At 38.3% G+C, this 18896-nt stretch carries 17 protein-coding genes and 1 tRNA gene; 13 read left to right on the forward strand and 5 right to left on the reverse strand.

Going from position 1 to position 18896, the window contains the following annotated elements; all coding sequences use genetic code 11:
- The gene (locus tag JO40_RS02375) at positions 1-774 is read right to left on the reverse strand and encodes a DUF1295 domain-containing protein (protein ID WP_044977731.1); all 774 of its coding nucleotides are present in this window, start codon (positions 772-774) and stop codon (positions 1-3) included.
- A 154-nt stretch (positions 775-928) separates the two neighbouring features.
- On the opposite strand from JO40_RS02375, the gene sufC reads away from it, so the two are divergent.
- From sufC to JO40_RS02395, 4 genes are all read left to right on the forward strand, one after another.
- On the forward strand, positions 929-1669 hold the full coding sequence (sufC, locus tag JO40_RS02380) for a Fe-S cluster assembly ATPase SufC (RefSeq protein WP_044977732.1): 741 nt from the start codon (positions 929-931) through the stop codon (positions 1667-1669).
- Positions 1666-3132 carry a Fe-S cluster assembly protein SufB gene (sufB, locus tag JO40_RS02385; RefSeq protein WP_044977733.1) on the forward strand — a complete coding sequence of 489 codons (1467 nt, stop codon included), beginning with the start codon at positions 1666-1668 and terminating at the stop codon, positions 3130-3132. Before sufC ends, sufB begins: the two co-directional genes overlap by 4 nt.
- Positions 3133-3134: 2 nt before the next feature.
- On the forward strand, positions 3135-4295 hold the full coding sequence (gene sufD, locus JO40_RS02390; protein WP_044977734.1) for a Fe-S cluster assembly protein SufD: 1161 nt from the start codon (positions 3135-3137) through the stop codon (positions 4293-4295).
- A gap of 127 nt (positions 4296-4422) precedes the next feature.
- Positions 4423-6495 carry a sodium-translocating pyrophosphatase gene (locus JO40_RS02395; protein WP_044977735.1) on the forward strand — a complete coding sequence of 691 codons (2073 nt, stop codon included), beginning with the start codon at positions 4423-4425 and terminating at the stop codon, positions 6493-6495.
- An 82-nt stretch (positions 6496-6577) separates the two neighbouring features.
- Here the strand turns inward: JO40_RS02395 and JO40_RS02400 are convergent, their stop codons facing one another.
- Entirely contained in the window at positions 6578-7612 is a 1035-nt protein-coding gene (locus tag JO40_RS02400; protein ID WP_044977736.1) for a PTS sugar transporter subunit IIC, read from the reverse strand.
- An 85-nt stretch (positions 7613-7697) separates the two neighbouring features.
- Positions 7698-7770: transfer RNA gene (locus JO40_RS02405), tRNA-Ala, on the reverse strand.
- A gap of 111 nt (positions 7771-7881) precedes the next feature.
- On the opposite strand from JO40_RS02405, the gene JO40_RS02410 reads away from it, so the two are divergent.
- Positions 7882-8391, forward strand: a complete 510-nt coding sequence (locus JO40_RS02410) for a hypothetical protein (RefSeq protein ID WP_044977737.1) — start codon at positions 7882-7884, stop codon at positions 8389-8391.
- A 139-nt stretch (positions 8392-8530) separates the two neighbouring features.
- Here JO40_RS02410 and JO40_RS02415 read toward each other — a convergent pair whose 3' ends face one another.
- Complete coding sequence (locus tag JO40_RS02415; RefSeq protein WP_044977738.1) at positions 8531-9649, reverse strand: protein-glutamate methylesterase/protein-glutamine glutaminase; 1119 nt, start codon at positions 9647-9649, stop codon at positions 8531-8533.
- 41 nt (positions 9650-9690) lie between these two features.
- Complete coding sequence (locus JO40_RS02420) at positions 9691-10506, reverse strand: CheR family methyltransferase (protein ID WP_044977739.1); 816 nt, start codon at positions 10504-10506, stop codon at positions 9691-9693.
- A gap of 128 nt (positions 10507-10634) precedes the next feature.
- Here JO40_RS02420 and JO40_RS02425 point away from each other — a divergent pair, with 128 nt between their 5' ends.
- From JO40_RS02425 to JO40_RS02460, 8 genes are all read left to right on the forward strand, one after another.
- Entirely contained in the window at positions 10635-11240 is a 606-nt protein-coding gene (locus JO40_RS02425; protein WP_044977740.1) for an LptA/OstA family protein, read from the forward strand.
- Positions 11218-11919, forward strand: coding sequence for an LPS ABC transporter substrate-binding protein LptA (locus JO40_RS02430; protein ID WP_044977741.1), 702 nt, complete (start codon positions 11218-11220; stop codon positions 11917-11919). The genes JO40_RS02425 and JO40_RS02430 overlap by 23 nt, the downstream gene beginning before the upstream one ends.
- Positions 11912-12649 carry an LPS export ABC transporter ATP-binding protein gene (gene lptB, locus JO40_RS02435; RefSeq protein ID WP_044977742.1) on the forward strand — a complete coding sequence of 246 codons (738 nt, stop codon included), beginning with the start codon at positions 11912-11914 and terminating at the stop codon, positions 12647-12649. The genes JO40_RS02430 and lptB overlap by 8 nt, the downstream gene beginning before the upstream one ends.
- Before the next feature lie 11 nt (positions 12650-12660).
- Entirely contained in the window at positions 12661-13272 is a 612-nt protein-coding gene (gene pth, locus JO40_RS02440) for an aminoacyl-tRNA hydrolase (RefSeq protein WP_044977743.1), read from the forward strand.
- Positions 13273-13323: 51 nt separating this feature from the next.
- Positions 13324-14019 (forward strand): early set domain-containing protein, encoded by a 696-nt coding sequence (locus tag JO40_RS02445; protein WP_044977744.1) that lies wholly within the window; start codon positions 13324-13326, stop codon positions 14017-14019.
- Positions 14020-14070: 51 nt separating this feature from the next.
- Complete coding sequence (gene murA, locus JO40_RS02450; protein WP_044977745.1) at positions 14071-15351, forward strand: UDP-N-acetylglucosamine 1-carboxyvinyltransferase; 1281 nt, start codon at positions 14071-14073, stop codon at positions 15349-15351.
- Between the two features lie 286 nt (positions 15352-15637).
- Positions 15638-17872, forward strand: coding sequence for a methyl-accepting chemotaxis protein (locus JO40_RS02455; RefSeq protein WP_044977746.1), 2235 nt, complete (start codon positions 15638-15640; stop codon positions 17870-17872).
- Between the two features lie 81 nt (positions 17873-17953).
- Complete coding sequence (locus JO40_RS02460; protein ID WP_044977747.1) at positions 17954-18895, forward strand: ABC transporter permease; 942 nt, start codon at positions 17954-17956, stop codon at positions 18893-18895.
- Position 18896 lies beyond the last annotated feature (1 nt).

Consider the following 18896-nt stretch of genomic DNA (forward strand, 5'->3'; position numbering starts at 1 on the left):
CTAAAATATAAAAGGAAACACCCTCTTAGGTTTTAAAGCTGCAAATTCTTCAGGAAATTCTTTCTTGTAGCTTTTATTTATAGTATAGGCCCTCGGAACAAGGTTGGCACATGTCCAGAAGGCAAACAAGAGACCTACAAAGCTCCAAGATAAAAGGGCAAAGCCGAACCATTCCAATATTTCTCCGAAATAATTGGCACTGGATACATACCTGTACATTCTTTTATGCGGAAAATAGTGTGCAGTATCCCCCGGTTTTCGTAATGAACGTATATACTTGTCCGAATCTATGTTTATAGCCATCCCAAGTAAAAAAATAAGAACTCCGATTATAAAACGGGGATCATATAGCCACGAGATAGGGTACATGGTCTTGGGGGAAAGGTAAAAAAGCCATGCACCTATTAAAAAGGCGTTTATCGTATTAAATGTAATTCCCATCAAAACGATGAGGAGGGGCATCTTACTTTTTCCTTTAAGTAAAAATGGAAATATAAGAACTCTTTGAGCGTAGTGCAATACAAAAAAAAGGCCGATTATAATTCTTACAAAATTTTCAGGCTTAGCCCATACGCACATTAGGACAATCATGGTAATAAGTGTAGGCACTTCCATCACAAACCAAGCGATTTTATTATTAAAGGAAAATCCCCATTTTTTATTTATCATTTTACCGTATCCGGCCGGTACAAAAAACAGTACTACAAAGCAAATCAGCCCGACACCGAATAGGACAATTTGTGCAACATTAAAAGTAAATATCAGTCTTTCCATAGGTATTGAGTATAAATTATCGATGTATCAGAGTCAATAGATAAAAATAGATGAGGCAAAAAGACTTCAAAATTTTTATCCTGTTTTCTTATTGAATATTACCTCTCAAATTGTTATATTATATGGGCAATTATGCAAAATTACGGGAGTTATAATGAAACTATTAGATATACAAGGACTTCAAATGTCGGTTGATGAGAAGCAGATTCTCAAAAATCTTAATTTGAGTATAAACAAGGGAGAGGTTCATGTGGTAATGGGCCCAAATGGAGCCGGAAAATCCACTTTGGCAGCGGCTATTGTGGGTAATCCTCAGTACAACATTGATAAAGGCAAAATCTTCTTTGAGGGCGAGCTTATAAATGACATTCCTGTTTATGAGCGGGCTCGAAAAGGTATATTCCTTTCTTTCCAAATACCTGAAGAGGTGCCGGGCTTAAAAATAGAAGAGTTTTTGCGTGCTTCAAAAGAAGCTGTAACAGGCGAAAAAACACCTGCGATAAAATTTCATAAACTTTTATCTGACACAATGAAGCAGCTTAAAATCAATCCTGCATACGCGAACCGCAGCTTAAATGTCGGCTTTTCGGGCGGAGAAAAAAAGAAAAACGAAATCTTACAGCTTGCTATTTTAAACCCGAAACTTGCAATCCTCGATGAGACGGATTCGGGGCTGGATATTGACGCTACAAAGACCGTCTTTGAAAGCGTTTCTAAAATACGCACATCCGATATGGGAATTTTGATTATTACCCATCATAATAGGGTTTTAGATTATATAAAGCCCGACTTTGTACACGTTCTTGTCGACGGCACCATTGTAAAAACAGGCAGCCTTGAACTGGTAGAATATATCGAAAAGAACGGGTACGAAAACATAAAAGAAAGCCTATGAGTAAAACCATAAACAAAAATGCGGATAAACAAACAGAGAAAACAACTCTCTTCCAAGAAAGAAAGAGAACCTTTGTTTCGGATATAGAACGCGGTGTCTATGATATAAAAGACAGCATCGACTATAAATACTCTACAGGACTCGGCCTAAACGAAGAAGTCGTAAAAAAAATATCTGCGCGCAAAAAAGAGCCCGATTGGATGCTGGAATTACGTCTTAAATCCCTAGCATACTTTAATAAGCGGCCCATGCCTGAATGGGGAGCCGATATTTCCGATTTGGATATTCAAGAGATAATCCACTACATTGTTTCCGATACAAAGCCCTTGGCCGAGACTTGGGATGATGTACCGGAAGAAATAAAAAAGACCTTTGACAGGCTGGGCATTCCCGAAGCCGAACGAAACTCCCTCGCAGGAGTTGGTGCCCAATATGACTCGGAAGTCGTTTATCACAGTCTAAAAGAAGAATTGGAAAAACAAGGTGTAGTCTACTTAGATATGGAAACGGCCGTTCATAAGTACGAAGATATAGTAAAAAAGCATTTTATGCAGCTTATAAAGCCGAATGATCATAAATTTGCAGCCCTTCACGGTGCAGTTTGGTCTGGCGGCTCCTTTGTGTATGTTCCAAAGGGAGTAAAAGTTGAACTCCCGCTTCAGTCCTATTTTAGGCTAAATGCTCAACAGTCGGGACAGTTTGAACACACCCTCATAATTGTCGAAGACGGAGCCTACCTCCACTTTATCGAAGGATGCAGTGCTCCCAAATACTATAAAAACGCCCTCCATGCAGGAGCTGTTGAGCTCTACATAGGAAAAAAAGCAACACTGCGTTATTCTACAATCGAAAACTGGTCTCGCAACCTATATAACTTAAACACCAAAAGGGCTATAGTCGAAGAAGACGGAGCTATTGAATGGGTTTCAGGCTCTTTCGGTTCCAGGGTTACCATGCTCTACCCCATGAGCATCTTAAAAGGAGACCGTTCCCGTTCCGAATTTACAGGTGTTACCTTCGCTTCGGAGGGGCAATGTCTTGACACGGGAACAAAAACCGTCCACATAGGAAAAAACACCGTCTCGGAAATGCACTCCCGCTCAATAGCCAAAAACGGCGGGGAATCAAACTACCGAGGCCTTTTATACATAGGAGCAAACGCAACGGGAACTAAGGCTGTTGCCGAATGTGAATCCCTAATGCTTGACGATAAATCCCGCTCCGATACGATTCCGATTATAGAATCCCATACCGATGATGTGGACATAGGCCATGAGGCTAAAATCGGAAGAATAAGTGAATCAATGGTATTCTACCTTATGCAAAGAGGCTTGGATGAGGCCGCCGCAAAATCCCTTATCATCAAGGGCTTTGTCGAACCTATCTCCAAAGAACTGCCTTTGGAATATGCCGTTGAATTGAACAACCTTATTACAATCGAATTGGAAGGAACTATAGGATAGATATGAGTGACAGAACTTATTTTAAACGGCTTGATTATACAAAAACGGATATCCCTACAAAGCCTTTTTGCAATTTAAACTGTAAGGTCGATGGCAGGGCCGGAGGCCAGGCCGATGGCCAGGCCGAAAATAAAAATATAGAACAAATGCCGATTGAGCAATTTTTAAAAACCTCCCTTTCGGAGAATTCGGAGAATATAGAAAAATTCTTTGATTTTACAAAGACAAAACGCGAAAAAAATTGCGGTCTCGGGGATAATTATGTACAAGAAGTAAAGGATAAAAGAAATTCCGGTATTTACTTAAAAGTAAAAAACTGCAAAGATAATACACAAGTTACGAATGTTCTAATCAATTTTACAATGGATCAGGCCAATAATGTTCTTTATGACCAAAACCTTATTGTAATTGAAGAAGGAGCTAGGGCTAAAATATTTTTTTACTATGATGTAAGAGAATATGATTGCTCAAAAACCGATATTTTTAGAAACGGCCTTTTAAGCATAGTTGCAGAAAAAAACTCGCAACTGGAATTTATAAAGGTGCAAAACCTTTCGCATTGCGGCATCAATTTTGAAACGGTAAAAATATCTGCAATGGAGAAGGCACAAGTTACCCTTTACGACATTCAGCTTGGGGCAAGGATAAACGGAAGCTCAACTTCAACCTATATGCCCGAAGAATGGGCCGAGGTTCAAATATATCCCCTCTACTTTGCAGATAAGACAAGGCACATTGACTTGGAACAAAATCTTATCATCAATGGAAAAAATTCTCTCGGCGTAATTACGGCAAAGGGAGCCTTAAAGAACAAGGCTCATAAGATGTTCCGGGGAAATATATTTTTAAACAGGGGCTGTTCAAAGTCTATTGCAAGGTTTTCGGATAACACTATTATGCTCGATAAAACCACTGTAGGGGCTACAATCCCCACAATATTTTGTGATGAAGACGACGTTATAGGTGAACACGCAGCGAGTTTTGAAGCCGTAAACAAGGCTAAGCTGTATTATCTTATGACACGGGGCTTTGACGAACTGAGTGCTAAAAAGCTCTTAATCGAGGCGTCCTTTAAACCCGTTTTTAACCGCATTGATGACGAGACGATAAGAGAAAAACTTTTAGACGAATTTAGGATAAACCTTGATGAGATAAGAGAATAGCCGCCTGTTGATATCAACTGTTTTTCCCCTACTTGCAAAACTCTTAAAAATATGGTAAATTTAAAGATATTATGACGGAAAAACCGTATAATCTATTCAAAGTTGTACAACACAACAGGAGGAAAAAATGAGCATTTCACTCGCATTGTATGCTGTGCTTGGAGGCGGAATTGCAGCCCTGGCTTATGCACTTGTAAGGACCTTATGGATTTATAAACAAAAGGTTTCGGACCAGGCTTTAAAAGAAATCGGAGGCCATATAGCCGATGGAGCTATGGCTTTTTTAAGAAGAGAATATTTAACTCTTATTCCCTTCATTGTCGTAGTTGCCGTTTTTTTGGCTATCGGAAATAATGGGGCTCTAAGGTTTCAGTCCCTTTCATTCTTACTTGGTGCTCTTGCTTCAATGTCGGCAGGTTATATAGGTATGCGTGTTGCAACACAGGCAAACTCACGCACAACACAGGCTGCCAAGGATCAAGGACTAAACGGAGCTTTAAAAATTGCTTTTTCAGGCGGAAGCGTTATGGGAATGAGCGTTGTAGGCCTTGCCTTTATAGGTCTTTTTATCGTTCTTATTCTTTCTACTTCAATATTGGGAACTACAGAAAATATCCTTAAAGATATTATTTTACCCTTGGCCACAGCTTTTTCACTGGGAGCTTCCTCCATTGCTCTTTTCTCCCGTGTAGGCGGCGGTATTTACACAAAGGCTGCCGACGTAGGTGCAGACCTTGTAGGAAAAGTTGAAGCGGGTATCCCCGAAGATGATCCCCGAAATCCTGCCACTATTGCCGATAACGTAGGCGACAACGTAGGAGACGTAGCAGGAATGGGTGCCGACCTTTTTGAGTCTTTTGTCGGCTCATTGGTAGGTGCTATGATTTTAGGTTTAATTGTAAATACTCCCGATTCTTCTTTAAAAATTAAGATGATGATTCTGCCATTGCTGATTTCGGTTGTAGGCCTTGCAGCTTCCTTAATCGGGACATTCTTTGTAAAAGCAAAACCCGGTTCAAACCCTCAAAAAGCGCTTAATATGGGAACTTTCGGAGCTGCAATCGTTGCAACCGTTTTTGTTTTCTTCTTGGTAAAATTCATCATTGGAGATGCAACATTTAACGGAACTCAAGGCTATTTACATATCTTTGCTTCTACAGTAATAGGTCTTGCTGCAGGCGTTTTAATCGGTATAATCACCGAATTCTACACAGGCACAGGAAAAAAACCGGTTAAAGGCATAGTAGATTCTTGCGAAACAGGAGCTGCAACTACCATTATTTCAGGTTTAGCCGTAGGTATGAGAAGTGCCTTTCCTGTTGTGATTTTAATCGGTGCTTCAATCTTTTCAAGCTTTATGTTGGCAGGCCTTTACGGTGTAGGTATAGCTGCTGTAGGTATGCTGGTAACCCTGGGAATCCAGCTGGCAGTTGATGCTTACGGCCCCATCGCCGATAATGCCGGAGGCCTTGCTGAAATGGCTAACTTCCCCAAGGATGTACGCAATATTACAGACAGTCTCGATGCCGTAGGAAATACAACAGCTGCTATCGGTAAGGGCTTTGCAATAGGTTCTGCAGCCTTAACAGCCATCATCCTCTTTACCTCTTTTAAAGAACAGGCCGGTGTTGCAAGCGTAGATATTACAAACATTAACGTTCTTGTCGGCATCTTATTGGGAGGTGTTTTCCCCTTCTTGTTCTCGGCTCTAACAATGTCGGCCGTAGGAAAGGCAGCTCATAAGATGATTGAAGAGGTTCGCCGCCAGTTTAAACAGCACCCCGGAATCTTGGAAAATACCGAAAAACCGGATTATAAGAGATGCGTAGATATCAGTACTCAAGCCGCATTAAAAGAAATGATTATCCCCGGCCTTGCAGCAATAATTACACCAATCATTGTCGGCTTCGCAGGAGGCCCTGCAATGTTAATCGGTCTTTTAACCGGAGTAACTGTATCGGGCGTTGTATTGGCTGTCTTTATGTCCAATGCAGGCGGTGCATGGGATAATGCAAAGAAGATGATTGAAGGCGGAATCGCAGGCGGAAAAGGCTCACCTTCTCACAAGGCCGCTGTTGTAGGCGACACCGTAGGAGACCCTTTCAAAGACACCTCCGGACCTTCCATAAATATCCTAATTAAGCTTATGTCAATGGTTTCGTTGGTTATAGCTCCTATGCTAAAGGCTTTTTGGGGCTAAATAAAAGAGCTTCTTAAATAAAAAAGACGGCGTAAGAATTACGCCGTCTTTTTTTATAACATAAATTTATTCTAAAAATGCTTTAAAGATCCAGCTTTAAGTCGCCGTCCTTAATCCAATTTATTTTTCGTAAAATATAGGTGAAAAACAGGCTTAAAACAGCCGGTAAAATAAAATGTAAAAGAAGAATAGCAAAATAAGTGCCGGCACCTCCTCTTCCGATAGATTCCATTGCTGTGATAGTTCCTATTTGGCCCACAAGTCCGCAGGTTCCCATTCCTGAACCTAGCGGGATATTTTCCATTTTAAAAATAATAGTAGCTATGGGGCCTAAGATAGCCGCCGTCAAGGTCGGAGGAATCCATATCTTAGGATTTTTGATAATATTGGGCATGTGGAGCATACTGGTACCTATACCGACTGCAAAACTTCCTCCAAACCCGTTGTCCCGATAGCTCATCACCGCAAAACCTATCATCTGAGCCGCACAGCCGACTGTTGCAGCTCCTCCTGCAAGCCCTGCAAGGGAAAGCATCATGCAGATGGCTGCACTGCTTATCGGAAGAGTAAGAATGACACCTACCAAAACAGAAACCGTAACTCCCATCCAAAAAGGCTGTAGAGCAGTAGCATCCATTATGATTTGTCCCAGCCATGTCATAAAAGAAGACATTCCGGGGCCTATCAAAGCTGCTATTATGGTTCCCGAAATAATAGTTACCATAGGGGTAACTATAAGATCAATCTTTGTTTCGCGGGAGACGGCCTTACCCAGCTCAGTACTGATTATTGTTGCGACAAAGGCTCCTACAGGCCCGCCGAGCTTGTTTCCTGCAAAGCCCACTATAGTTGCAGAAAAAAGCACAAAGGTATGAGCTTTTAAAGAATGAGCTATGGCTATGCCTATTGCCGCCCCCGTCATATCACGGCAAATAGGCCAGACGGTTTCGGTTAAAAAAGGAATATTGAGTTTAAGGCCGATACTGTTTAATATAGTGCCTACCAAAAGTGAAGAAAAAAGCCCCATGGCCATTGCACTCATGGCATCTATAAAATAACGCTTAGCCGATATTTCAATGTTCTTTTTAGCTAAAAAATTCTTAAAAGTGTGGTTCATCTAAAATGCTCCCGAAATAAAACGCTATATGTCATTCCTAAAAACTGAAGTTTTAGAAGTTTATATATTTTTGTAGAAAAGGTATTGGAGAATATGGGAATCGAACCCACGACCTATTGATTGCGAACCAATCGCTCTACCAACTGAGCTAATTCCCCAAAGCTGTAAATAAGGTTATTCCAACCGATGTGGGGCAATGTTACATCAAAAGCAAAAAAAAAGCAATAAGGTATCTTGTTTTTTTCAAACTTTTAAGTAGAATATAAAACATGAAAAGAAACTTTATTTTATTGTTTGCTATGATGAGCTTGGTTCTTATCGGCTCGTGTAAAACCCTAAAATCTGCACAAAAAGAAAATCAAATAGATAATCAGCTGAAAGAAGGATTTGTTTCAGTCCCTCTCGATGAATACATCACCGAAAGGGTTTGGAGACTGGCAGGCTGCTGCCTTGAAAACGGACAGTATATATTTCTAGATGCAAATATGAATACTTCCCGCATTAAGTTTTTAAAGGATGGAAAATTTGAAGCTGCCAGCGGAATAACAAACTATACCGGAATATGGAAGCAAAAAACAAAGACGAAGCAAACCGAATATTTTTTTAATTTTCAAATACATGAAAAAAAACATATCGATCCGTCAAATACTATAGGAATACCATTTGATAAGGCCTTTGAGCAAAATTTAAAAAACACGGCAATTCTTAAACTTACGGTAAATGAGATCAAACTTTATTCAAAAGACGGGGAGCTCTTATTGAATTTTATCAGGCTGTAAGAGAATCCCTAAAACACCGAAGCGTCTAGAGCTTCCTTAAATTTATTTTAAAACTTCCAATAATCAAGAAAAAAAAACCGTCCTGTAAAGGACGGTTTTTTTGCAGCCTTATAAAAATTAAAAGTCTTAAAAACTGCTTTTAAGCAAATTCCTTTCCATAGCGGTTTATAACTGAAGCCATATTATCAAGACTTACCTGCTCCATGACGCCTCCCATTTCCCATGCGACACGGGGCATACCGTATACAACTGAAGAAGCCTCATCTTGGCCAATAGTGCGGGAGCCTTCTGTATAAAGCCTTGTGATATTTTGAGCTCCATCTTTCCCCATACCCGTCATTATTATACCGAGAGCATGGTTTTGATACTCCTTTGCAACAGATTCAAATAGAACATCAACGCTGGGCTTATGACCGCTTTGGGGTTCAGTATCTATAACCTTTGCAACGGAAGCAAGAGAACGTTTTTCAACAACCAAGTGTTTTCCTCCGGGAGCGATAAGAATGCGGCCGGATTTTACAATATCTCCATCTTCGGCTTCCTTTACTTCAAGAGGACAGATTTTATCCAAACTTGCAGCAAATTCTTTTGTAAATCCAGGAGGCATATGCTGTACAACAACTATCGGCTGGGGTAAGTCCTTATCAATAGATGCAAATACTTGACGAAGAGCATTGGGGCCTCCGGTTGAAATACCGATAGCAATGATTTGAATATTTCCGGGTTCCCGCTGAGCCTGAGGCTTTTCTTTTTTTGGAGCTTCAGGTGCAGGATGCAGCTTTGGAAGCGGTGCCGGTTGATGGCTGATAATTGTTCTTTTTACCTCACCGCCTTTAGTACCCGTTTCGATTTGATGGCGGCGGCCATAGGCCAATAACATTTTTGAAAGAGTTTCTGAAACGGTGGCTAAATTAGCAGACTCCGAACCAGACGGCTTTGTAATAAAGTCGCAAGCTCCAAGCTCTAAACAATCCATAGTAATTTTTGCTCCCTCTTTTGCAATACTGGACAAAATTACTACCGGAATTTTTATATTTTGTTTTTTTAACTCTCTTAAGAATTCAATACCATTCATCTCAGGCATTTCTAAGTCCAAGACTATAACGTCCGGAGCTACACGATCAAGTTTTTGAAGGGCAAATCGGCCGTTCATCGCCTTATCTGCTATCTTTAACCCGGGTGTAGCATCAACAATCTTCCCTATCAGGTTCCTCATCAGTGCCGAGTCATCTACTATTAAAACACGAATGTCTTCCATAAAAAAAACTCCTTTATAAAAATTTTATAAAACTCTTAAAATCAAAAACCTTTTTGATAAAAACATGCCCAATCTGTTTTTACAAACTTAAATTGAGTTTCCATACCGAACAATGATTCGGAATGTCCTATAAATAAAAATGACTTTGGCGACATAGCCCTCCAAAACCTATCAATGACATCTTTTTGAGCAGGTTCATCAAAATAGATCAAAACATTACGGCAAAATACAAGATCAAAGTCGGTATGCTTTGAATCATGCTTTAAATTATGATAGTCAAAATTTACCATCTGCATTATATCTTTTTTTACCTGGTAGCCGTCATTCAGTTTATCAAAATACAATCTTAAGTAATCATCCGGAATTCCTGCAACCCTAGATTCCGGATAAAAGCCGGTTTTTCCAACAAGGAGACATTTTAGAGATAAATCGGATGCTGTAATTTCGGCTGAAAATCCTACGGGAAGATGTTTTTTCATAACCATAGCTATTGTATAAGGCTCTTCGCCGGTTGAGCAGCCTGCACTCCATATCTTTATTTTATTTTTACCTCCTGCTCTTTTTACTTTTACAAGTTCAGGAATAACATAATTTTCCAATGCATCAAAGTGAGGCTGATTTCTAAAAAATCTTGTAAGATTGGTCGTAACAGAGTCTAAGAGATTCTTTTGCTCTTCCGAGTTCTTTATGAGCATCTGATAATAATCGGAAACTTTTTCAAGCTGCTTTTCCCTAAGTTTTTCTTTTAGCCGGCTTTCCAAAATAGACCTGTTAGTATCGGAAAAAGTAATACCGCTTGCGGTATATATCAAATCGCTAAACATACGGAATTCTTGATCAGTTAAAAAGTCTGACATACTCTAGGCTCCTAGTTATCGTTAAATTTGTTTTTTAAATTTTTTCATAGTTTACGTCCTTTACCGAATTATGTCAATCATCAGGCAAAGGCTTTTGACTAAGATTAAAAAAGATAGTATAATAAACTATGAATTTTAAGAAAGCTCAAATTTTGATTACAGCCTCCATTTCAGCTATTATATCATTTTCTTGCAGTTTAAACTATAGCAAAGAGGTACAAAATTTTGAAAAAAAACCGAATTTTGTATTTAAAAATGCAAATTTGGACAAATATGAAGAAAATTCCTTAAATTTACGTGTAAATTTTACAGAATTAGAGGTTTACGATTCCGACAAAATATGGGCAGGAAAAAACTTACGCTTTTTTAAAATAGATAAACAATCAGTTGAAAAAGAAAAACTCGAAGCCGAACTCAAAGGGAGTGCCGGAATTATTAACATCGATGAAAAAAATAACAAGTATTTTTTAGGACAAAAGGTTTCTTTTCAAGATTTAAAAGAAGGCCTTATAATTTCGGGTGAAGCTTTTTTTTGGGATAAAAATGAAAATATTCTGTATGGAATAGAAGACGGATTTGTAACAGTAAAACAAGGCGATGAGCTTTATATAAGAGGTTCAGGCTTTGCGGCAAACACTCTATCAAAAGAATTCGAATTTTTACAATCAATTGAAGGAGATATTAAAACTGAAATTGAGGAAGAAAATAAAAATGATGAGTCACAAGAACAATAAAAGTTTTATAATATGTTTCCTTATATTTTTCTCATTATTGGATATTAACCCGCAAAAATCAACTATAAGTTTTAAAGCAGACAAGGTAACCGCTTCTGTAGCAGAAAATAAAAAATCCACAAATTTAATAGGAAATGCAGAAATTAAAGTAGACAGCTTAACCATATCGGCAGACCGTATCGAAATTTTCGGAAAAGACTATAGATATGTAAATGCAAGCGGTTCGGTAAAGGGAGTGGACGATGAAAAAGGATACAGCTTTAAGGCCGATATAATCAATTTTGACAGAAAAACGGATACGGTTACAATGTGCGGAAAACTGGAGCTTAAGGACACAAAAAATGATGTCAGTATTAATGCAGAAATTATTGAATATAAAAAGAAACAAGAAATAATTATTATGCGTTTTAATGTCAAAATAATAAATAAAGACATAACCTGTAACTCGATGTTTGCCCTATATGACAGAAAAGAATCAAAGGTAGAATTGACAGGAAGACCTGTTGTAAAAAAACGCAAGGACGAATTTAAGGCTGGAAAAATTTCCGTTAATCTTGAAACCGAAGATATAGCCCTTGACGGACGTGTTCGAGGCTATGTCGAACAGGAAAAAGAAACTCCTCCGGAAGCCGAAGATATTCAAAAATCTCAAAATCAAGAGGAAGAATCAAATGTTTGACACAAAAAGCGTCTTAAAAATTGAAGGCTTAAATAAATTTTTTAGAAAAAAACAAGCCGTAAAGGATGTCGGTTTTTCAATGAATCAAGGCGAAGTCGTCGGCCTTTTAGGCCCCAATGGAGCAGGAAAAACTACAACATTCTATATGATTGTAGGTTTTTACAAACCTAATTCCGGTGATATATATTTAGATGGGAAAAAAATAACCAGTTTGCCCATGTACAAGAGAGCCCATGCAGGGATTTCTTATTTACCTCAGGAAGCCTCTGTTTTTAGAAAACTTACGGTAGAACAAAACATTTATGCTATTTTAGAAACTCGAAAAGACCTCTCCATAGAACAAAAAAAAGAGAAACTGGAATTTCTTCTTGAAGAATTTGGAATTACGGCAAACAGAAAGCAGCAAGCCTATACCCTTTCGGGAGGAGAAAGGAGACGCACCGAAATAGCAAGAGCCTTAGCCATAGAACCGAAGTTTTTGCTTTTAGATGAACCCTTTGCAGGAATTGATCCGATTGCAGTTCATGACATAAAAAGCATTATACGCATTTTAGCCGATCAGGGCATAGGCATTTTAATAACAGACCACAACGTTAGAGACACCTTAGAGATAACAGATCGGGCCTACATAATAGGCAGCGGAGAAATAGTAGAACAAGGTTCACGGGATGAAATTCTAAACTCTAAAGTTGCGAGAAAAATATATTTAGGTGAAGAATTTAGAATGTAATTGGAGATGTGATGATTGAGTTAATCGTTTTTTTAGGAAATTACGGAAAAAAATACGAAAATACAAGACATAATGCAGCTTGGGTTTTATGTGATGCAATAGATATAGGCTTAAATGCAGTATGGCAGGGGAAATTTAAAGGGCAATATGCAAAGCTGCCTTCTTTTATGACCGGAGGCAGGGCTGTTCACCTTTTAAAACCCGAAACCTATATGAACCTATCGGGAGAAAGCGTAATAGCGGCTTCCTCGTTTTTTAGGCTAAAACCTGAAAATATTCTGATAGTACATGATGAGCTGGAATTAAAGCCCGGAATTCTCAGTTTTAAGTGGTCGGGAGGCCTCGGCGGACATAATGGACTTCGGTCTATAAAGTCGGTTTTAAATACGGCAGATTTTTTCCGCCTAAGAATAGGAATAGGCCGTCCCGATTTTTCTTCCCAAGGCGGAGATGCTTCGCCTGATATATCGGGCTATGTGCTTTCCCGTTTTAACACGCCGGAATTAGATGTTCTAAAAAGCCAGGTACCTCAAGCAAATTCTTTTTTTAAAGATTTACTTGAATCTGAAGACCCGCAGGCTTTGATAAAAAAATGGGCAAAAGTATTACCGCCAGAAGCCTAAACTCTTACTTAAGATTTTTTTTATTTTTCCGAAACTAAAATGAGGATGAGTATGAAAAAATCACTATTCTTATTAATTTTTATTAGTCTTTTTTTACCGGCAGCTTTTTCGGAAAAGAATATTGAACCTGAAGTTTATCAAAAACTCGTAGAGTCTATTGTCCGCATCGAAGCTCCTAAAATTAAAGACGGTTATATAATTTTTACTTCGACAGGCATACGTCATGTAGGCATAACTTTTTCTCATGAGGATTATAAACAGATTCATACATTAAAAAAACTAAGCCGAAGCGAATTCGAAAAGCCCATCTTCTTTTATATTTTTCCAATTCCTGATGAATTAACCGAAATACAGTACAGACTCGTAATAGACGGTCTTTGGTCTTCCGATCCTTTGAATCAAAACACAATATTTGATCACACTCACGCTATGAGCGTGTCCGGAATCGATATTCCATACAAAAAAGAATATAAGACCGAAATAAACAATAAAAATTCAGTAAAATTTATATATTTTGGTGAATCGAAAAAAAAGATTAGGCTTGCAGGCTCATTTAACAACTGGGATCCCTTTATGTATGACCTTATTGAAGTCGCTCCCGGAAGATATGAACTGGATTTAAACTTGCCTTCAGGAACATGGTTCTATGCTTATTTTTCGGGAAGTACTCAACTGCCTGATAATACAAATAAAAATCATGTGTACACGGCCGACGGGAGAATTGCTTCCGTCATAACCGTTCAGTAAACCGGTAAATGACCTTTTAGGCAAACGGCGCATTATTATAGGAGATTAAGTATGCACGAATATATCATACAAGGCGGGTTTCCCGTAAAGGGAACAATAAAAGCAAGCGGAAATAAAAATGCAGCCCTTCCCTGTATAGCCGCTGCTATTCTATCGGAAGAACCTATTATCCTCAAAAACATTCCCGAAATTGAAGACGTTTTTGTAATGCTTCAAGTTTTTGAAGCTCTGGGAGGCCATTACGAAAAACTTGAAAAAAATGTATTTAAACTCCAAATAGAAAAAATAAAAACAAGCAAGATACCGGATGATCTTGCGTCAAAGATAAGAGCATCTATTTTATTTGCAGGTCCGCTTTTGGCAAGGACAGGAAAAGCTGTACTTCCCCCTCCGGGAGGAGATGTTATAGGAAGACGGAGACTCGATACCCATTTTTTAGCCCTGACTGAATTGGGGGCAAGAGTTGAAACGGATCAAAATTTTTCTTTTATTGCACATAAACTGATGGGCGAAGATATATTCTTGGATGAAGCCTCCGTTACAGCGACCGAAAATGCTATTATGGCGGCAAGCCTCGCAGAAGGAACAACAATTATAACAAATGCGGCAAGCGAACCCCATGTTCAAGAACTGTGTAAAATGTTAAATAAGATGGGGGCAAAAATCAGCGGAGTAGGCTCCAATATTCTGACTATTGAAGGGGTCAAAAAATTATGCGGAACAGAACACCGCATAGGCCCTGACTATATGGAGGTAGGATCCTTTATAGGTCTTGCGGCCGTTACCCGCGGACAGCTTAAAATTACCGATATAGAGCCGAGAGATATGCGCCCGTTAAAAGTAGCCTTCGGTAAATTAGGTATAGGCTGGTCCCTCGAAGGGACAACCCTGACAGTTCCTGATAAGCAAAAGATGCAGGTCAACTGCGACTTAGGCGGAATGATTCCCAAAATAGATGATGCACCGTGGCCCGGTTTTCCGCCCGATTTGACAAGTATTATGACCGTAATCGCAACTCAGGTAGAAGGCACGGTTTTAATCCACGAAAAAATGTTTGAATCTCGAATGTTTTTTGTAGATAAGCTAATCGGAATGGGTGCCCGCATTACCCTGTGCGATCCTCACCGTGCGGTTATTTCGGGCCCAAGCTCCCTGCACGGAAGCGAATTGGTTTCACCGGATGTAAGAGCCGGTATGGCCATGGTAATAGCGGCCTGCTGTGCCCGCGGAGAAAGTATTATCCGAAATGTTTATCAAATAGAAAGAGGCTATGAACACTTAGTTGAAAGGCTTAAATCTATAGGTGTAAAAATAGAACTTAAAGAAAAATAAAAATAGTTTAAAGCAGCCTTTTAAATATTATTTTCTCTAAAATAAACAGGTCAAAATTTTTAAAATAAATTTTATAAAAAGCTATTGACCATTTTTATGTTTTTTTGTAAATTTCCCGACGACCGTATATCATTAATTGCAGAGTGCTGCCATTTTTTTGAACAACATTTTATTCTTTAGGTATAAAATAATTCTTCTTAAAGAATAAAATACTCTAGCCTGTATGCCCATAAGCACGTTTCAATTACTGAATTCTTTTTATATCATACTTTAGGAGAATAGAATTATGAATAAGACGACAGGGAAAACAAACCTCAGTCCTAAGGTGATACGAGGTACTGCAACTTTAACAATTAAGAAAAAAATAATAATTTCATTAATTTCAGTTTTGGCAGCTCTTCTGATTTTTATGGGTATCATTCTTGTAAAAAGGCTGGGAGAAACTTCAAGACGAAATGCCGTTACAAAATTATATGATTCCAGTCAAAATCTTGCATTCTTTGTAGAATCGGTTATAAAGAATGTATACGATACAAATAAAGCCCTTGTCAAAAGTTTTGAATCATTTTATATAATTCCTCCTGAGAACCGCAGAGATTATTTTAATAATATTCAAAAAACAATTTTAAAAGACTCTGAAAAATTTATAGATGTATGGACGGTTTGGGAACCTAATGCCCTTGACCAACTTGACGATAAATTTAAAAACATTGAAGGACATGATGATACGGGAAGGTTTATCCCATATTGGACAAAAATAAACGGAAAGATTTCAATGGTGCCATTAACCGACTATGTAAAGAGCTTTTGGTATGAAAAACCTAAATCTTCCCGCCATGGTATCTTGATTGAGCCCAATAATTATGAGATTCAAGGGAAGATGCTTTATGTTGCAGGAAGTGCAATTCCAATACGGGATACCACAGGGAAAGTTTTAGGAGTAGCAGGAATTGACTATTCCCTTGATTATATGCAGGAAGAACTTTCAAAACAAACTTTTTTTGAGTCCGGCTATGGAATTCTTATTTCCTCTAAAGGCACGGTTCTTGCACATAAAAATAAAAATATAATCTCAAAAATTCTTCCGGAATTTGAAAATAAAGAAACAGCCGATTTATTTTTTGATGCGAAAAGGTCTCTTTCCCCGTTTTTACTTGAGACATACGTAGATGGAAATAAGCACCTTGAGGTGTTCACTCCTATAAAGATCGGCCTCACAAATGAAATCTGGTTTGCAGGAACCTCAATTCCTGAAAATGAAATCTATGAAGAAAGCAAAAATATAATTCAACTTATTTCTATAATATTAGTAATAGGTTTTATTGCATCAATCATAATCTTAACACTTATAATAAACGGCATAACAAAAAGAATTTCAAATGTGGTTAAAGCCCTAAAAAACATTGCTCAAGGAGAGGGAGATTTAACAGTCCGCTTAACAGGGAAAGGGCAGGATGAAATTGCCGACCTATCCAATTCTTTTAATCAAACAATAGAAAAGATAGGCTTTGCAATAAGTAATGTTGCAAACAGCACTTTCGAGATGAAACAAACCGGAGAAACTTTAGCAGTCAATGTGTTTGAAACTGCAAGTTCAATAGGCCAAATAAGCAAGAATATTTTAAAAGTAAAAGAGCAAGCAGAATCTCAATCGGCAAGTGTCAGTGAAGCCACAGCAAATGTAGAACAGATTCTTCAAACAATAAGGCAGCTGGACGGACGAATTGATAATCAGGCGGCAAATGTTACACAATCATCTTCTGCAATAAAACAGATGGTTGCTAATATTTCTTCTGTTACCAAAACTTTGGATCAAAGTGATTCGGTAATTAAAGAATTGGCAGAATCAACTGTTTACGGCAAAGAGGCTCTTCATCTTTCTAATTCGATTACACAAAAAATCGCAGAAGAGTCAGGCAGCTTGATTGAAGCTTCCAATGTAATCCAACACATTGCAAGCCAAACAAACCTGTTGGCCATGAATGCTGCAATTGAAGCAGCCCATGCAGGAGAAGCCGGCAGAGGCTTTGCCGTTGTAGCGGATGAAATAAGAAAACTTGCCGAAGAATCAAGTCTGCAAGGTAAATCAATATCATCTGCGCTTAAGAAATTTTCGGAGGAAATTGAAACATTGGCAAATTCTTCAAAAATCGTAGAAGAAAAATTCAATGCAATTTTTGATCTTGCTGAGAATGTCAAATCAATGAGCAGCGGCATTATGAAAGCAATGAGGGAGCAAGAAGGCTCCAGCAAAGAGGTTCTGTCGGCAATTCAGGATATAAATAATATCACAGTAGAAGTTCAATCAGGCTCAGGAGAAATGCTAAAAGCCGGAGAAGATGCCGTTAAAGAGATGAATAGACTTGAAGACCTGACCCAAGTAATCAATAGCAGCATACAAGAAATGTCGGCAGGAACAAGTCAAATACAAAATTCTTGCTCCGAAGTAAAGGGAATTTCACAAAAAAATAAAATGAATATTGAAGCCATGGTAGAAGAAGTCGGCAAATTCAAAATATAACCGGAGACTTAACCTCTTCCTATTATATAAAATTTATGGTATTCTGAGCCTTAAGTTTAATAAAAAGGCTCAGTTTACAATATGCTTAACTTTATTTTTAAGAGAATTTTATACGGTATTCTTACAATGTTCATCGTTGCAAGTATTACCTTTTTTCTAGTGCATATTATTCCGGGAAATCCCATTGAAACCATAGCTGAAAATTTACCTGAAGAAAGACGGAACGAGCTTTATTCTCAATATGGATATGACAAATCTCTTTTTACTCAATATATAGTTTTTTGGAAAAATCTTTTGGTTAAGGGCGATTTGGGTACGTCTCTTTATTACAGAGGGAGACTTGTTACCGATGTAATAAAAACCCATGCTCCTATTTCGGCAAGGCTGGGACTTCAAGCCTTATTTTTCGGAGTTTCCGTAGGTTTGGCGTTAGGGATTTTAGCAGCTGCGAACCGCGGAAAAAAAATCGAATACAGTGTTATATTAATTGCAGTAATAGGAATATCCGTTCCTAATTTTGTTCTAGGTCAAATGCTGCAATACTTTTTAGGTATCAAATATAATCTTCTTCCGATTACAGGCTGGGGAGGTTTTAAATATACCGTCCTGCCTTCTTTAGCCTTGGCGATAGGCCCTATTGCAAAATACTCCCGCTACATGCGTTCCAATTATTTGGATATTATAAACCAAGATTACATTTTAACTGCAAGAGCCAAAGGAGCTTCAAAGCTAAGAATTATAAAAAGTCATATTCTACGGAACGCTTTTTTACCGATCATAACGATGCTGGGCCCTCAAATAGCCTTTACATTCACGGGCACTTTTATAATAGAAAATATTTTTTCGGTTCCCGGTCTAGGTTCCTATTTTGTGCGTTCAATTTCAGAAAGAGATTATACAATGGTAATGGGGCAAACTATTTTTATTTCTTTTTTATATGTAGCATCTCTCATTATAGTAGATATAGCTTATAACCTGCTCGACCCGAGAATTAAGGTGCAAGCAAAAAATGAGGTTCTTTAAA

Source organism: Treponema putidum (genome assembly GCF_000755145.1).
In the GTDB taxonomy this organism is placed as follows: Bacteria; Spirochaetota; Spirochaetia; order Treponematales; family Treponemataceae; genus Treponema_B; species Treponema_B putidum.

Excerpts from the sequence above, each read along its gene's own strand:
- JO40_RS02375 (WP_044977731.1), bottom strand. The coding sequence starts at position 774 with ATGGAAAGACTGATATTTACTTTTAATGTTGCACAAATTGTCCTATTC.
- sufC (WP_044977732.1), top strand. The coding sequence starts at position 929 with ATGAAACTATTAGATATACAAGGACTTCAAATGTCGGTTGATGAGAAG.
- sufB (WP_044977733.1), top strand. The coding sequence starts at position 1,666 with ATGAGTAAAACCATAAACAAAAATGCGGATAAACAAACAGAGAAAACA.
- sufD (WP_044977734.1), top strand. The coding sequence starts at position 3,135 with ATGAGTGACAGAACTTATTTTAAACGGCTTGATTATACAAAAACGGAT.
- JO40_RS02395 (WP_044977735.1), top strand. The coding sequence starts at position 4,423 with ATGAGCATTTCACTCGCATTGTATGCTGTGCTTGGAGGCGGAATTGCA.
- JO40_RS02400 (WP_044977736.1), bottom strand. The coding sequence starts at position 7,612 with ATGAACCACACTTTTAAGAATTTTTTAGCTAAAAAGAACATTGAAATA.
- JO40_RS02410 (WP_044977737.1), top strand. The coding sequence starts at position 7,882 with ATGAAAAGAAACTTTATTTTATTGTTTGCTATGATGAGCTTGGTTCTT.
- JO40_RS02415 (WP_044977738.1), bottom strand. The coding sequence starts at position 9,649 with ATGGAAGACATTCGTGTTTTAATAGTAGATGACTCGGCACTGATGAGG.
- JO40_RS02420 (WP_044977739.1), bottom strand. The coding sequence starts at position 10,506 with ATGTCAGACTTTTTAACTGATCAAGAATTCCGTATGTTTAGCGATTTG.
- JO40_RS02425 (WP_044977740.1), top strand. The coding sequence starts at position 10,635 with ATGAATTTTAAGAAAGCTCAAATTTTGATTACAGCCTCCATTTCAGCT.
- JO40_RS02430 (WP_044977741.1), top strand. The coding sequence starts at position 11,218 with ATGATGAGTCACAAGAACAATAAAAGTTTTATAATATGTTTCCTTATA.
- lptB (WP_044977742.1), top strand. The coding sequence starts at position 11,912 with ATGTTTGACACAAAAAGCGTCTTAAAAATTGAAGGCTTAAATAAATTT.
- pth (WP_044977743.1), top strand. The coding sequence starts at position 12,661 with ATGATTGAGTTAATCGTTTTTTTAGGAAATTACGGAAAAAAATACGAA.
- JO40_RS02445 (WP_044977744.1), top strand. The coding sequence starts at position 13,324 with ATGAAAAAATCACTATTCTTATTAATTTTTATTAGTCTTTTTTTACCG.
- murA (WP_044977745.1), top strand. The coding sequence starts at position 14,071 with ATGCACGAATATATCATACAAGGCGGGTTTCCCGTAAAGGGAACAATA.
- JO40_RS02455 (WP_044977746.1), top strand. The coding sequence starts at position 15,638 with ATGAATAAGACGACAGGGAAAACAAACCTCAGTCCTAAGGTGATACGA.
- JO40_RS02460 (WP_044977747.1), top strand. The coding sequence starts at position 17,954 with ATGCTTAACTTTATTTTTAAGAGAATTTTATACGGTATTCTTACAATG.